This window comes from Streptomyces sp. NPDC087215 (assembly GCF_044744885.1).
Lineage (GTDB): Bacteria > Actinomycetota > Actinomycetes > Streptomycetales > Streptomycetaceae > Streptomyces.
The window spans coordinates 1-14309 of record NZ_JBIUZD010000020.1; the positions used below are offsets into that span (position 1 = coordinate 1).

General features: G+C 71.2%; 14 protein-coding genes. 10 read left to right on the forward strand and 4 right to left on the reverse strand.

The genetic code is table 11. From position 1 onward, the window contains the following. The first annotated feature begins 334 nt into the window (after positions 1-334). The 7 genes from ACIO92_RS31295 (at position 335) to ACIO92_RS31325 (ending at position 5622) form a co-directional block, all read left to right on the forward strand. Positions 335-673 carry a hypothetical protein gene (locus ACIO92_RS31295; protein ID WP_402283872.1) on the forward strand — a complete coding sequence of 113 codons (339 nt, stop codon included), beginning with the start codon at positions 335-337 and terminating at the stop codon, positions 671-673. Between the two features lie 64 nt (positions 674-737). Then, positions 738-1514: an ATP-binding cassette domain-containing protein gene (locus ACIO92_RS31300; protein WP_401240217.1), complete on the forward strand. Its 777-nt coding sequence runs from the start codon at positions 738-740 to the stop codon at positions 1512-1514. Continuing rightward, on the forward strand, positions 1508-2806 hold the full coding sequence (locus tag ACIO92_RS31305) for an ABC transporter permease (RefSeq protein ID WP_402283870.1): 1299 nt from the start codon (positions 1508-1510) through the stop codon (positions 2804-2806). Before ACIO92_RS31300 ends, ACIO92_RS31305 begins: the two co-directional genes overlap by 7 nt. After that, positions 2793-3404, forward strand: a complete 612-nt coding sequence (locus ACIO92_RS31310; RefSeq protein ID WP_401240222.1) for a hypothetical protein — start codon at positions 2793-2795, stop codon at positions 3402-3404. The genes ACIO92_RS31305 and ACIO92_RS31310 overlap by 14 nt, the downstream gene beginning before the upstream one ends. Before the next feature lie 644 nt (positions 3405-4048). Further along, positions 4049-4483, forward strand: a complete 435-nt coding sequence (locus tag ACIO92_RS31315; RefSeq protein ID WP_366445209.1) for a helix-turn-helix transcriptional regulator — start codon at positions 4049-4051, stop codon at positions 4481-4483. A 39-nt stretch (positions 4484-4522) separates the two neighbouring features. Further along, positions 4523-5185: a hypothetical protein gene (locus tag ACIO92_RS31320; protein WP_402283867.1), complete on the forward strand. Its 663-nt coding sequence runs from the start codon at positions 4523-4525 to the stop codon at positions 5183-5185. A gap of 89 nt (positions 5186-5274) precedes the next feature. Continuing rightward, positions 5275-5622: a DUF2516 family protein gene (locus tag ACIO92_RS31325; protein ID WP_366445207.1), complete on the forward strand. Its 348-nt coding sequence runs from the start codon at positions 5275-5277 to the stop codon at positions 5620-5622. A 95-nt stretch (positions 5623-5717) separates the two neighbouring features. On the opposite strand, the gene ACIO92_RS31330 is transcribed toward ACIO92_RS31325, so the two are convergent. From ACIO92_RS31330 to ACIO92_RS31340, 3 genes are all read right to left on the reverse strand, one after another. After that, positions 5718-6932 (reverse strand): PP2C family protein-serine/threonine phosphatase, encoded by a 1215-nt coding sequence (locus tag ACIO92_RS31330; RefSeq protein WP_402283865.1) that lies wholly within the window; start codon positions 6930-6932, stop codon positions 5718-5720. 565 nt (positions 6933-7497) lie between these two features. Next, a complete protein-coding gene (locus ACIO92_RS31335; protein ID WP_366445205.1) occupies positions 7498-8547 on the reverse strand; it encodes a C40 family peptidase in 1050 nt (349 codons plus the stop codon). Between the two features lie 229 nt (positions 8548-8776). Then, on the reverse strand, positions 8777-9571 hold the full coding sequence (locus tag ACIO92_RS31340) for a class I SAM-dependent methyltransferase (protein ID WP_366445204.1): 795 nt from the start codon (positions 9569-9571) through the stop codon (positions 8777-8779). Positions 9572-10002: 431 nt separating this feature from the next. Between ACIO92_RS31340 and mshA the strand changes: the two genes are divergently transcribed. Together mshA and ACIO92_RS31350 are read left to right on the forward strand one after the other, a co-directional pair. Next, positions 10003-11370 carry a D-inositol-3-phosphate glycosyltransferase gene (mshA, locus tag ACIO92_RS31345; RefSeq protein WP_366445202.1) on the forward strand — a complete coding sequence of 456 codons (1368 nt, stop codon included), beginning with the start codon at positions 10003-10005 and terminating at the stop codon, positions 11368-11370. After that, positions 11363-11881 carry a YbjN domain-containing protein gene (locus ACIO92_RS31350; RefSeq protein WP_366445201.1) on the forward strand — a complete coding sequence of 173 codons (519 nt, stop codon included), beginning with the start codon at positions 11363-11365 and terminating at the stop codon, positions 11879-11881. Before mshA ends, ACIO92_RS31350 begins: the two co-directional genes overlap by 8 nt. Before the next feature lie 80 nt (positions 11882-11961). On the opposite strand, the gene ACIO92_RS31355 is transcribed toward ACIO92_RS31350, so the two are convergent. After that, positions 11962-13335 (reverse strand): MDR family MFS transporter, encoded by a 1374-nt coding sequence (locus ACIO92_RS31355; protein ID WP_402283862.1) that lies wholly within the window; start codon positions 13333-13335, stop codon positions 11962-11964. 126 nt (positions 13336-13461) lie between these two features. Here ACIO92_RS31355 and ACIO92_RS31360 point away from each other — a divergent pair, with 126 nt between their 5' ends. After that, positions 13462-14223 (forward strand): phosphoglyceromutase, encoded by a 762-nt coding sequence (locus ACIO92_RS31360; protein ID WP_366445199.1) that lies wholly within the window; start codon positions 13462-13464, stop codon positions 14221-14223. Positions 14224-14309: the final 86 nt, after the last annotated feature.

Here is a 14309-nt window from a genome sequence, read left to right on the forward strand (position 1 = left end):
GACAGAACCCCTCGACAAGGTTCATCGTCCCAGCTCAGAAGGCACTTTCGCGTTGCCGCACAGAAATCGGCCCCGCACCAAGTGAAACGGCGAGGCTAGGGCAATCGATCTCGAAGTTTTGAGTCACTAATCCCATGTTTGGCTGGAATTGCGAGCAGTGAGTGCGACCCGAAGTACTCGACGGAAGGTCAAATATTGCCCATCGATGGACATTTGTGCAGCTTCTGCCGAATTAAAACCGCAAGACTTCGAAGGATTCTTCGGACTTGAATGAGTGGGACGCGTCAACGTCATGCCCCCGAGAGGGGCAACGTCTTACATCCCAGGGGGGGAAATGGGTTCGTTCGTGACTCGAATAAAGGGCACCAAGGCCGTGAAGGCCTCTGTCGTCGCGGCTATGGCGGCTGCGGCCGTCAGCCTCACCGCTCCGATGTCGAGTGCCTCCAACGAGGCTACGTGGCACGATGGTTGCCGCGGCTACTGGTACTCGACGTCCGGGCACGGCTACTGCTACGACGCGACGGGCTTCCCGTCCTACGGGTACTTTACGAACTACGACTGCAACTACGAGACCGACGAGCAGCACTACGACAAGTTGTACAGCGGCTACGTGGGCAAGTACGACACCTATGAGTGCACATTCAAGATCAACAGCACCAAGGTGTACCAGTAGCCCACAAGCACGGTGATGGGCTCGCCGTCGCGGCGGGCCCCTCACGTATTCCGGGGAATTCATCATGCCGATCGCTCCCGTCGCCCGAATGACGGCCCTCACGCAGGGATACGGTGGCCGCCGCGTCATCGAGGATCTCGACCTGTCCATCCAGCCGGGTGTCACTGGACTGCTGGGACCCAACGGGGCGGGCAAGACCACGCTTTTCCGTACGCTCGCCACCATCGCACCCCCGCAGAACGGTGTGCTGGAGCTGTTCGGAGACTCCGTCACCAGTGAAAGGCACGTTCGGGAGGTCCGCCGAAGAATTGGATACCTTCCCCAGGACTTCGGATACTATCCGGCTTTCTCCATCGCCGATTTCGTCCGGTACTGTGCGTGGCTGCGTGAGGTTCCGTCCGAGAAGGCCGGGCGGGCCACCGCCGAGGCTCTGGCCTCGGTCGGGCTGGCCGACCGGGCCCGGGACCGCATGAAGTCGCTCTCCGGCGGTATGCTCCGTCGCGCCGGGATCGCCGCGGCCATCGTCGGCTCGCCCTCGCTGCTTCTGCTCGATGAGCCCACCGTCGGTCTCGACCCGGCGCAGCGCCTCGACTTCCGGGGCCTCATCCGCTCCCTCGCCGCTGCCGGGGCGGCCGTCGTGCTCAGCACGCACCTGGTGGAGGACGTGGGCGCCGCCTGCGACACGGTCCTCGTACTCAGTGACGGCCGGGTGGTCCACAGCGGGACGCCCCAGCAACTGGCGGAACGGGCAACACCGACGGCCCCGGGAGACAGCCCACTGGAACGCGGCTACATGGCTGTCCTGGGCAACGGCCGGCCGGCCGAGGGGGCGGCATGTTGAACACCTACCGCATCGAGCTGCGACGGTCCCCTCTGCTCACCGCCTTCCCCCTGATGGTCGCCGTGGACCTGGCGGTCCTCTTCGGGCGTTCCCAGTACTGGATCGGCGTCTGGCCCGAGGCGAGCGTGGCGGCTCAGATCGTCACGCTCTTCTTGGGGCCGGTACTCGCCGGAGTCTCCGCCTGGCAGGCCGGACGCGCTTCCCAGGCGGGAATGCCCGAGTTCCTCCTCGCGGCCGCCCGCCCCGGCTGGCGCATCGAGGCCGCGAGGCTGGCCGCCACCCTCACCCTCGGATTCCTCGCGTACGGCATCGGATGCCTCACCGCGGCGGCCGTGTCGTGGGGCGACGCGGGGCCCGGATTCCTGTGGCCGTCCTATCTGCTCCTGGGAGCCTCGACCCTCATCATCTTCGCGTCGGTGGGACACCTCGCCGGCCGCTGGTGGCCCTCACCTGGCTTCACACCCGTCGTGTGTGCGATGGGCTGCTTCATCAGCATGTTGTCCCTGCCGTTCAAGTTCAATGTCCTCGCGGGGCCACCGGACACCCATCTGCGCGTACTGCCGCTGGCAGTCCGTCTGTTCGTGGCCCTCGCCCTCGCCGTGCTGGCGGTCGCGGCACCGCCACTGACGAGGAAGGCCGACCGCCGGATGTCCCGGCGGAAGCCGCCGCCACACATGGCCGGGATCGCCGTCGTCTCGGCGGTCAGTGCCTTCGTCGGCCTGGTCGCGGCACCGGCGGCCGGCGAACTGCGTGTGGAACGGCCGGCTTCGGACGCCGCGCCGCTCTGCGCCCGCGCGGAGGAGAAGGCCCCACTGGTGTGCGTATGGCCCGAGCACCGGAAGTACCTTCCGGAGCTCACCAGGATGGCCCACCGCCTTGACCGGAATGCTCAGCCCTGGGTCAAGGCTCCCGACGAGTTCTACGAGTTCGGGCTGCGGCGGACTCGTTGGGGGGATCGCGGTTTCGACATCGCTGAAGGACACGTCCGGACCGCGGCGTTCGCCATGGCCGACCAGGTGTTCACCACGTCGCTCGGCTGGTGCCGTCCGCCCCGCAAGGAGCGCAGGGCCTGGCAGGCCATCGACAATCTCCACCTGTGGCTGGAATATCAGGCCACGGGTCAGGATCCGGCAGCCGCGGACAAGGGGCTCAACCTCACCGGTGTCACCACCGCACAGCGCGAGGCGACCGAGGCGGCCCGGATGACGCCCGCGGACCAGCGTAAATGGGTTGCCCAAGAGCGTGATCACCTTCACGAGAGCACCTGGTGCAAGCCCGATGTACGGCAGTGATCTGCTGCGCTACGCCAGGGTCCACCGGGCCGCCCCGATCCTTGCCGGGGCTGCGGCCGTCGCCCTCCTGTCCGCCTTCTTCGGAGGGGACCGCATCGCACTCCCCTCCATCGGAAGCGCGAGCCTCTCCACGGGCGTTCCCTACCGGCAGGAACTCCCGCTCCTGTCGGCCGTCTTCCTCACGGCCGCTTTCGGCGGAGCGATGTCGGCGCACGAGGAGACCGGTGCGCGGACGATGCACCGTCTTCGCAACGCGTACTGCGTCGCGCTGACGGCCACCGTCTGTGCTTTCTCCTTCATGACCGAGACGCTCGCTGTCGGACCTGGGCAAGGGACCGTCTTCGTCCGGTCGGTGCTGATCTGGCTCGGTCTTGCACTGCTGTCCGTGCGGCTGCTGGGCCCGCAGCTCGGTTGGGTCATCCCCCTGGCCTCAAGTCTTCTGCTGATCTGGTATCCGCTCAACTGGTGGGACTGGACGGCCCAACCCGCCGGCGACCTGGTGAGCTGGGGTGGCGCGGCACTCGCGTTGACGATCGGAGTCGGTGCGGTCTCCGTCACTTCCTGGCGCCGACGCGTCTTCCTTCGCAGGATGAGGTGAGGGTGAACGGACGGCGGGCCTCGGGCACGAACCGCCGTCGCCAGAGCGCCATGACCCGTGTGGGACACGGGCTCGCGGCGATCCGGACAGGGGCGCCGCCATGGCCCCGCCGCCCCGGATATCCGGATACCGGGGTGCTCCGGAACGGCCTTGCCGCTCACAGAGGGTGTGACACCTGTGAACGGCGCCAGTTCGGCGAGCTGGAGGAATGGGCAGGTCGCTGGACCGCGAGGCTCGGATCCGCCGACGGGGACGACATGACCGACGATGATCTGTCGGCGGTCCCGCAGGGAGTTGCCCGGCTCGCGGCGTCGGCGGTGAGTACGGGTGGTGGCCTCTGCAGCTGGAGCTACTGACCGTCCGGTGGAACCTCTTCGAGCAGCGGAAGCGCCGCCCGCTGGGTGAGAGAGCCGCCGAACTCCAGATCGGCCACGGATCCGGTGACCTCCGTCTCGACCAGTCACACGATGAGTGCGTTCACGGCCACCCCGAAGAGGGGGAGCGCTCAGGCGCACCCCACGACAGATGACCTGCCAACGCGACAGTCAGCCCATACGTGTCCCAATTCGCGCCACGCCCCGCCCGAGCGCGACTGTTGCAAGCAGGCGCTTGCAATAGTTAGCGCAGGGTGGCATGGTCGGAGCATGGCATCGCTCAACGTCGGCAATCTCGGTGAGTACCTCCGTGAGCAGCGGAGGACCGCGCAGTTGTCGCTGCGGCAGCTCGCCGACGCCGCCGGGGTGTCGAATCCGTATCTGAGTCAGATCGAGCGGGGGCTGCGCAAGCCCAGCGCCGAGGTGCTCCAGCAGGTCGCCAAGGCCCTGCGGATCTCCGCCGAGACGCTGTACGTGCGGGCGGGCATCCTCGACGAGAAGGAGCGGGACGACCTGGAGACGCGCGCCGTCGTCCTGGCCGACCCCTCGATCAACGAGCGCCAGAAGCAGGTGCTGCTCCAGATCTACGACTCCTTCCGCAAGGAGAACGCCGCCGAGGCCGCCGCCGCCGAGAACGGCACCGCGCCGGGCGCCGCCGCCGGGACCGGTCCCGGCGGCGCCGATGCCGCACCGCCCCTGGGCTAGCAGCCCGCTCGTACGTCACATTCCGGGAGGACCACCAGCATGGCCATCATCGACGAACTGCGTACCCCTCTCTTCTTCGCCGCCGGTACCGCCGACCTCGCCGCGCGGCAGGCCAGGAAGGTGCCCGGCCTGATCGAGCAGCTGGCCGCCGAGGCGCCCGCCCGTATCGAGGCCGTGCGGAAGACCGACCCCAAGGCCGTGCAGGAGAAGGTGACCGCGCAGGCCAAGGAGGCCCAGGCCACCGTCCAGGCCAAGTTCGCCGACGTCGTCGGCAACCTCGACACGGACTTCAAGAAGCTCGGCGAGACCGCCCAGGACCTGGCCCTGCGCGGGGTCGGCGTCGCCGCCGAGTACGCGGTCAGGGCCCGCGAGAAGTACGAGGAGGTCGCGGCCCACGGCGAGGAGGCCGTCAAGGCGTGGCGCGGCGGGACCGGCGAGGAGATCACCGAGATCACCGTCGCCGTCGAGCCCGAGGAGACCAGGGCCGAGGACGACCTGGCGACGGCGACCGCCGAGGACGACACCACGGTCACGGCCGACGACACGACGGTCACGGCCGGGGACACGACGGTCACGGCCGAGGACACCCCCGCGGCCCCTGCGGCCGACGCCCCGGTCGCCGAGGCGCCCGCGAAGAGGACCGCCGCCCGCAAGGCCCCCGCCGAGAAGGCCGCCACCGGAACCTCCGCCGCGAAGGAGTAGGCCGGGGCATCCATTCCGGTAGCCGGTGCGTTGAACCGGGTACCTTGACCGCGAGGCGTTCTTCCTCTCTTTTCTAGGCGGTGCTCAGCATGTTGCGCGCGGGATTCGACTCCCTTCTCTCTCTGGTGATGTTCATCGTCTTCACCGGCTTCGCGGTCGCCTCGCTCGTGTTCGCCGCGATGGCGCGCGAGGACGCCTACCGTGCTGCCGAGAAGCAGACGAAGAAGTTCTGGCTGATCCTCCTGGGCGTGAACCTCGCCCTGGATCTGCTGCTGCCGATACTGTTCCTGCAGATCGCGGGCCTGGTCGCGGCCATCGTCTTCATGGTGGACGTGCGCCCCGCGCTCGCGCGGGTCTCGGGCGGCGGCGGAGGCGGCCGCCGGGGCGGCGGCTCCAGCAGCGACGGACCGTACGGCCCCTACAACGGCGGGCGGTAGCCCCCGCACGACGAGCGTCGCCCGCCCCCGGAGCACCGGGGGCGGGCGACGCGTACGACCGGTCGCCGGTCAGGGGCGGGCAGGGCCCGGGGAGCTCATCCCCGGGTCTTCCGCCTCTCCAGGGCCAGGACCGCCACGTCGTCCGTCAACTCCCCGCCGTTCAGGGACCTGACCTCCGTCACCGCGGCCTCCAGCAGTTCCTCGCCCCGCAGCCCCGCCGCCAGCTGCCGGTCGATCATGCCGACCATCCCGTCCTGGCCGAGCCTCGGCGAGCCGGGGCCCGCCGAGCGGCCCTCGATCAGGCCGTCCGTGTACATGAGCAGGCTCCACGTCCCGCCCAGCTCGACCTGCCGCCGGGGCCAGCGGGCGCGCGGCAGCAGACCCAGGGCCGGGCCGCCGTCCTCGTACGGCAGCAGCCGCGCGGGCTTGCCCTTCCGGGCGATCAGCGGGGCCGGGTGACCGGCCAGGCACAGACCGGCGCGGCGCCCGTCGGGCGCGATGTCGACGGTGCAGAGCGTCGCGAAGATCTCCTCGCTCTCCCGCTCGTGCTCCAGGACCCGCTGCATCGTCGAGAGCAGCTCGTCCCCGCACAGGCCCGCGAAGGTCAGGGCCCGCCAGGCGATCCGCAGCTCGACGCCGAGCGCCGCCTCGTCGGGGCCGTGGCCGCACACGTCGCCGATCATGGCGTGGACGGTGCCGTCCGGCGTACGGACCACGTCGTAGAAGTCACCGCCGAGCAGCGCCCGTGAGCGCCCCGGCCGGTAGTGGGCGGCGAACCGCAGATCGGAGCCCTCCAGGAGGGGAGTGGGCAGCAGTCCGCGCTCCAGGCGGGCGTTCTCCTGCGCCCGGAGCCGTGATTCGGCCAGTTTCACCTGGACGGCGTCGGCCCGCTTGCGCTCGACCGCGTACCGGATGGCCCGGCTGAGCAGCCGCCCGTCGAGTTCCTCGCGGAAGAGGTGGTCCTGGGCCCCGACCCGTACCGCCTCGGCCGCCAGTTCCGCGTCGGCGGAGGCGGCGAGCGCGAGGACGGCGTGGTGCGGCGCGAGGCGCAGGATGTGCCGCAGCGGGGCGAGCGGGTCGTGGCCCGCGGCGGCCCGGGGGCCGGGCAGGGAGAGGTCGACCAGGACGCAGTGGACGTCGTCGGTGAGGAGCCGCTCGGCCTCGGTGAGGTTGCGGGCGGTCCGGATGCGGACGCGGGTGCCTGCGGCGTCGGCCGCGTCGAGCAGTTCGGGTACGGCGAGGACACCCGCCGGGTCGTCCTCGACGACCAGGAGGGTGAGATCGGTACGGTCGGTGCCGGTGACTGTCATAGCGGTGGCGTCCGTGGCGGTGGCGTCCGCAGGGGTGCCGTCGCCGGGTTCCGCGCCGGCAGAGACGTTTCTCTGACGCTGTACGGATACGGGCATCGGTCCGGGTTCCCTTCCCCTGCCCCGAGGGTGCGCGGGGCGCCGGATGGCGTTCCGCCCGTCCGGACCCTAGCGGTAGGGCGGTCCGCTACGGAATGGCGATCGGCGGACGGCCGTCCGCGCGGGCTTGGCATATGCCGCGGAAGGGGAGGTACTCGCCCCGGCGCGGTGGCCGGAACCCTCGCTCGGGCAATGAGAAAGGTCACGCGGGAGGCCCTCGGAGGGCCATCGCCTCGGGTGAGCCCCCTGGGGAGGTCACCTGGGGGAAGTCCCCTGGGGGAGCCCCCGGAGAGGAAGGCCCCAGGGAGATCCCCGAGCCGCGCCCCCGGGGCGCCCCACGGTCGGGCCCGGCCCTGGGCGCCTGCTCGGGGAAGACCCTCAAGCCGCGCCCGGGGGCACCCGGACGCCCCCGGCACGCCCCCTGTCCGGGCCTCTCCCCGGGCGGCCCCCGTCCCTCCCCGCCCCGTCCTCAGCTCGGCCGGACGACCCCGAGGATCTCCATCGAGCCCGCGCCCGCGAGCGTCACGTTCCGGCCGGGCCGGGGCGCGTGGACGATCGTGCCGTCCCCGACGTACATCCCGATGTGGCTGGCGTCCTTGAAGTAGACGATCAGGTCGCCCGGACGCATGTCCTTGATCTGTACGCGCGGCAGCAGCCGCCACTGCTCCTGCGAGGTGCGCGGGATCGGCCGTCCCGCCGTGCCCCAGGCGAGCTGGGTCAGCCCGGAGCAGTCGTACGAGGACGGGCCCTCGGCCCCCCACTCGTACGGCTTGCCGATCTGCGCCGTCGCGAACTCGATCGCCTTCTTCGCCTCGGGCGTCGTGGCGCCCTTCAGCCCGGCGAGGACGCCGGTGCCGAGCCAGCTCGTCTGGGCCCGCTTCTGCGCCTGCTCCTCCAGGAGCCGCAGCCGCTCGCGCTCCTCGGCGGCGAGCTCGGACTCCAGCTTCTTGGCGGCGTCGATCTTGCCGTTGATCTCCTTCTTGGCCTGGGCCTGCCGGACCCGGTGGGCCTCCAGCTCGGTCCAGTTCTCGCCCGCTTCCTTCGCGTACAGGTCCAGTCGGGCCTGGGTGCGGGTCATCTCGCCGAGGAGGTCCGTGGTGGCCTTGGCCCCGGCCTTGAGGCGGCCCGCGGTGTCGAGGAAGAGCTGCGGGTCGTTCGTGAGGACGAGCTGGGCGTCTTCGGGCAGCCCGCCGTTGCGGTACTGGGCGCGGGCGGCGGCGCCCGCCTTGGCCTTGAGGTCCTCGATCTTCTCGCGGCCCTCCACGATCATCCGGGCGACCCTGACGATCTCGGCGGACTGCTCCTCGCTGCGTTCCTCCGCGAGGTTGTACGCGTCGGTGGCCGCGGCGGCCTGCCGGTAGAGGCCCTCTATCTCCTTGTGGACCTCTGCGAGGCTCTTCTTCGGCGGCGGCGGAGGCAGCGGCGCGGCGGCGGCCTGGAGCGTCAGCGCGGGAGAGGCCAGCACGGTCAGGGCGCAGATCACGGTGATCGCGGCGGTGGCGTGGCGGCGTCGGTTCACGAGCTCCCCCTCGGATGACCATCTGATTTACCGTCAGTAACTTACCGGTGACCTTGGCGATGGTGCCATGCGGAACCGGAAAGCGACAGGGGAGACGAAGGCCCCTCGGACCACTCTCCCCCACGGGGGACGAGCGATACGGGTGGCGCGTTCCCGGCGCGGGGGAAATTCAGCGGGAGTTGGGGAGAACGAGGGAATCGGTGCTCCCGGACGCTCCGGGGACGGATCTCTATCCCCGGGGCGCCAGCGCCTCCCACCGCACCGTCACTTCGCCCTGGCGCCAACGCCGGGGACCGTCCGTCAGGGGCCAGTCCGCCGCCAGGTCCCGGACCGAGCGGAGCCACCGCTGCCGGGCGCCGAGCGAGGCGTACGGTGCCGCCGCCGCCCACGCCCGGTCGAAGTCCCGCAGGAAGGCGTGCACCGGTTCGCCCGGCACGTTGCGGTGGATGAGTGCCTTCGGCAGCCGCTCCGCCAGGTCCGAGGGGCGGTCGAGCGAGCCGAGCCGGGTGGCGAAGGTCACCGTGCGCGGCCCGGCGCCGTCGAGCGCGACCCACACGTGCCTGCGCCCGATCTCGTCACAGGTGCCCTCGACGAGGAGCCCGCCGGGTGCGAGCCGTCCGCACAGGCGCCGCCAGACGTCCGTGACCTGCTCCTCGTCGTACTGGCGCAGCACGTTCGCCGCCCGGATCAGGGCGACCGGTCCGGGCACCGGCACTTCGAAGCCGCCGTGGAGGAAGGCGAGCCCGTCGTGCTCGTACGGCTTCGCCGCCTCGACGCGGGCGGGTTCGATCTCGATGCCGTAGAGGCGGGTGCGGGGCTCGGCGGTGCGCAGCCGGGCGAGGAGTTCGACGGCGGTCCAGGGGGCGGCCCCGTAACCGAGGTCGACGGCGAGCGGCGGCTCGGGGGAGCGGCGCAGGGCGGGTCCGTGGACGGCGGCGATCCAGCGGTCCATGCGGCGCAGCCGGTTGGGGTTGGTGGTCCCGCGGGTCGGGGTGCCGACGGGGCGGGTGGTGCGCGGGGCCATGCCAAGAGCGTACGGGGTGGGGGGCTTCCTCCTTCTTGTCTCCTCAGGGGGAGGGGCGCCCCTGAGGGGGATGTCCCTGTCAGGGAGATCCCGGTCAGAGACATCCCGGGCGGGAGATTCCGGACGGGAGATCCCCGTCAGGGGTGGGCGCGGCGGGACCAGGGTGTGGTGGGGGCCGGAGAGCCTCAGGCGTCAGCGGCGTACCCGATGGACGTCAGGGGCGCATGGGGCGTATGGGGCGCATGGGGCGCATGGGGCGTACGGGAGGGGCGTGCGGGCCGGGAAAGGAATCACCTCACCGGCAATGAATTGGCAAAGTGCCGCCACCGGCGGAAATGAAAGCATCCATTCCGGTGTTGTCGGGGCCGGAGGGCAGCCCCTGCCCTGCCTCAGTCATGCCCGACGCCCCCTCCAGCGGAAGGACCGCCGACGTGAGCCAGTACGTGTCCCGGTTCGCCGGAACCCGGCACCGGCACCCGGCACCGACCCGGCTCCGGCTGCCCGGCCGGAACCGCACCCCGCGCCGCGTGGCCATGCTCAGCGTCCACACCTCGCCCCTGCACCAGCCGGGCACCGGCGACGCGGGCGGCATGAACGTCTACATCGTCGAGCTCGCGAAGCGGCTCGCCGCCATCGACATCGAGGTGGAGATCTTCACCCGGGCCACCACCGGCGGCCTCCCGCCGGTGGTCGAGCTGGCCCCCGGCGTGCTCGTCCGGCACGTGGACGCGGGCCCGTACGAGGGCCTGGCCAAGGAGGAACTGCCGGCCCAGCTGTGCGCCTTCACCCACGGCGTGATGCGGGCGTGGGCGGGCCACCGCCCCGGCCACTACGACCTCGTCCACTCCCACTACTGGCTCTCCGGGCACGTCGGCTGGCTCGCCGCCGAACGCTGGGGCGTCCCCCTCGTCCACGCCATGCACACCATGGCGAAGGTCAAGAACGCGGCGCTCGCCGAGGGCGACACGCCCGAGCCCGCGGCGCGGGTGATCGGCGAGACGCAGATCGTGTCGGCCGCCGACCGGCTGATCGCCAACACGGCCGAGGAGGCCGACGAGCTGGCCCGTTTCTACGAGGCCGACCCCGGCAAGATCGCGGTCGTCCACCCGGGCGTCAACCTCGACCGGTTCCGCCCCGCCGACGGCCGCGCCGCCGCCCGCGCCCGGCTCGGCCTGCCGCAGGACGCCTTCGTACCGGTCTTCGCCGGTCGGATACAGCCGCTGAAGGCCCCCGACATCCTGCTGCGGGCCGCCGCGCTCCTGGTCGACCAGGACCCGTCGCTGCGTTCGCGCATGGTGGTGCCGGTGGTCGGCGGCCCGAGCGGCAGCGGCCTCGCGAAGCCGGAGGGGCTGCAGAAGCTGGCCGCCCGGCTGGGCATCGCGGACGTCGTGCGCTTCCGTCCGCCGGTGGGCCAGGACACGCTCGCGGACTGGTTCCGCGCGGCCAGCGTCCTCGTCATGCCCTCGTACAGCGAGTCCTTCGGTCTGGTCGCGATCGAGGCGCAGGCGGCCGGGACCCCGGTCGTCGCGGCGGCGGTCGGCGGCCTGCCCGTGGCCGTACGGGACGGTGTGACGGGCTTCCTGGTGCAGGGGCACGACCCGGCGGACTACACGCGGGCGCTCGCCCGGTTCGTGGCCGATCCGTCGCTCTCGGCCCGGATGGGGGCGGCGGCGGCGCGGCACGCGGGCTCGTTCGGCTGGGACAGGGCGGCCTCGGCCACGGCCGATGTGTACACGGCGGCCGTCCACGACCACCGGCTGAAGGAGAACAGGCGTCGCGTACGCTCCCACCATGGCTGAGGACGTGGTCGGGAACCTGGTCGGGGACGCGCGACGGACCATCGAGTCCGTCCTCCGGGACGCCGAGCTGGAGTGGGAGTCGCCCGAGCCCGGCGCGTACGTCGTCAAGCTCCCCGGCACCCGCAAGCTGTTCACGACGCTGTCGCTGCGCGCCGGACGCCACTCGCTCTCCCTCAACGCCTTCGTCGTCCGCCACCCCGACGAGAACGAGGCGGGCGTCCACCGCTGGCTGCTCGAACGGAACCTGAAGCTGTACGGGGTGGGGTACGCGATCGACGGCCTCGGCGACATCTACCTCGCGGGCAAACTGCCGCTCTCCGCCGTCACGCCCGAGGAACTGGACCGGCTGTTCGGCTCGGTCCTGGAGGCGGCGGACGGCGACTTCAACACGCTCCTGGAGCTGGGGTTCGCGTCGGCGATCCGGCGGGAGTACGAGTGGCGGGTCGCGCGCGGGGAGTCGACGCGGAACCTCGACGCGTTCAAGAAACTGACGAGCAGGCCCGCGAACTGAGGGGCGGGCCTGCTCGCTCCCCCGGAGGGGCTCGGACCGGGATTCCGTACTGGGGCTCGGGCCGGGTCTCGGGCCGGGGCTCAGGCGCTGAGCGCGGTGTCGGAGACCTTGGTGGGGCCAGCGGTACTGGCGGGGCCAGCGATGCCAGTGGGTCCGGCGGAGACGGTGACCGGCTCCACGGTGCCGGACCCCGAGGCATCCGGCTCGGCGGCGTCCGCCGGGTCCTCTGGGTCCGCCGGGTCCTCCGCGAGCGCGCGCCGCAGCAGGGTGGCGTAGCCGAGGGCGGCGACGGCGCCGATGGTGGCCGTGGCGATCCACAGGACGCCGGGACCGGGTCCGTCGACGATCGCGCCCGCGCCGACCGGGGCGACGAAACCGGCGACGGCCCAGGACATGCCCATGACCCCCTGGTAGCGGCCGCGCGCGTGCTCGGGGGCGAGCCGGGCGGTGGCGGCGGCGTTCGTGGGGACGTGGATCATCTCGCCGACGGTCCAGATGACGACGGTCACGGCGAAGGCGACGGACGACCCGGCGAGGGCGGTGGCCCCGGTGCCGAGGGCGAACAGCAGCGAGGACAGGACCAGCAGGAGGACCGGCGAACGCTTGTCGGTCAGCTTGTTGACGAGCAGCTGGAAGACGACGATCACGATGCCGTTGACCGCGATGACGATGCCGTACGAGGAGGCGGAGAGGCCCTGGTCCGTCATGGTGAGCGGCAGGCCGATCCAGGGGGCGGTGAAGACGAGGCAGACGAGGAGGTTGAGCAGCACCAGGGTGCGGAAGGGGGCGTCCCGCAGCACGGTGATCATGCTGACCTTCACGGCGGCGACGGGAGCGCCCGCCGGGTCGGTCCGGGTCTCGGGGCGGGTCTCGGGGAGGCGGAGGAAGACGATGACGGCGCACACGACGGTGGCGACGGCGTCCACGACGAAGAGGGTGCGGTAGCCGAGGAGCACCGCGGCGCCGCCGCCGATGGAGGCGATGGCGAAGCCGAGGTTGAGGGCCCAGTAGTTGAGGGCGTACGCCCGGCGCACGTCGTGGGCGGGGACCATGTCGGCGATGGTCGCGTTGATGGAGGGGCGGACGGCCTGCATGGCCGCGCCCATCAGCAGGACGACGGTGGCGATGGCCCAGGCGCTGGTGACGAAGGCGAGGGCGGCGGCGCAGGTGGCCGCCGCGAGGTGCATCGTCACCATGGTGGGGCGGCGGCCCCAGCGGTCGGTGAGCACGCCCCCGAGCGGGGAGCCGGCGACGCCGCCGAGACCGTGGAGGGCGACGACGAGTCCGGCGAACCAGGCGGAGTGCCCGAGCTCGATCGTCAGGTAGAGGGAGAGGAAAGTCAGGACGAAGGCCCCGGTGCGGTTGACCAAGGTCGACAGCCAGAGCCACCAGAAGCCCTGCGGAAGTCCCGAAACCGTGGCGGTGGCCGATCGTCTGAGCGAGTCGATGGACATGTGTGGTGAGCCCCCTGGCTGATGTAAGTGCCTCTAGTGGCAGTCGTAACTTACGTATCTCAGCTTGCGGACGCCACCGGATTGACGACGCGTGTCAATCGTCCGAGGTCGTTTAGGCTCGTACGCATGGCCGACGCACCGTACAAGCTGATCCTCCTCCGCCACGGCGAGAGCGAGTGGAACGCGAAGAACCTGTTCACCGGCTGGGTGGACGTCAACCTCAATGAGAAGGGGGAGAAGGAGGCCGTCCGTGGTGGCGAGCTGCTCGCGTACGCCGGCCTGCTCCCCGACGTCGTGCACACCTCGCTCCAGAAGCGCGCGATCCGCACCGCGCAGCTGGCTCTTGAGGCCGCCGACCGCCACTGGATCCCGGTCCACCGCTCCTGGCGCCTGAACGAGCGCCACTACGGCGCCCTCCAGGGCAAGGACAAGGCCCAGACGCTCGCCGAGTTCGGCGAGGAGCAGTTCATGCTGTGGCGCCGCTCGTACGACACCCCGCCGCCGCCGCTCCAGGACGGCACGGAGTTCTCCCAGTCCGGCGACCCGCGCTACGCGTCGATCCCGCCGGAGCTGCGCCCGCGCACCGAGTGCCTCAAGGACGTCGTCGTCCGCATGTTGCCGTACTGGTACGACAGCATCGTCCCGGACCTGCTGGACGGCCGCACCGTCCTGGTCGCCGCGCACGGCAACTCCCTGCGCGCCCTGGTCAAGCACCTGGACGGCGTCTCCGACGAGGCCATCGCCGGCCTGAACATCCCGACCGGCATCCCGCTCTCCTACGAGCTCGACGCCGACTTCAAGCCCCTCAACCCGGGCGGTACCTACCTCGACCCGGACGCCGCCGCGGCGGCCATCGAGGCGGTCAAGAACCAGGGCAAGAAGAAGTAGCCCTCCCGCACGAAAGAGCCCCCGACCCGCGGTTCCTCCGCCGGGCGGGGGCTTCTTCGCGTTCCGGGGCGCCCCCGTGGCCGCAC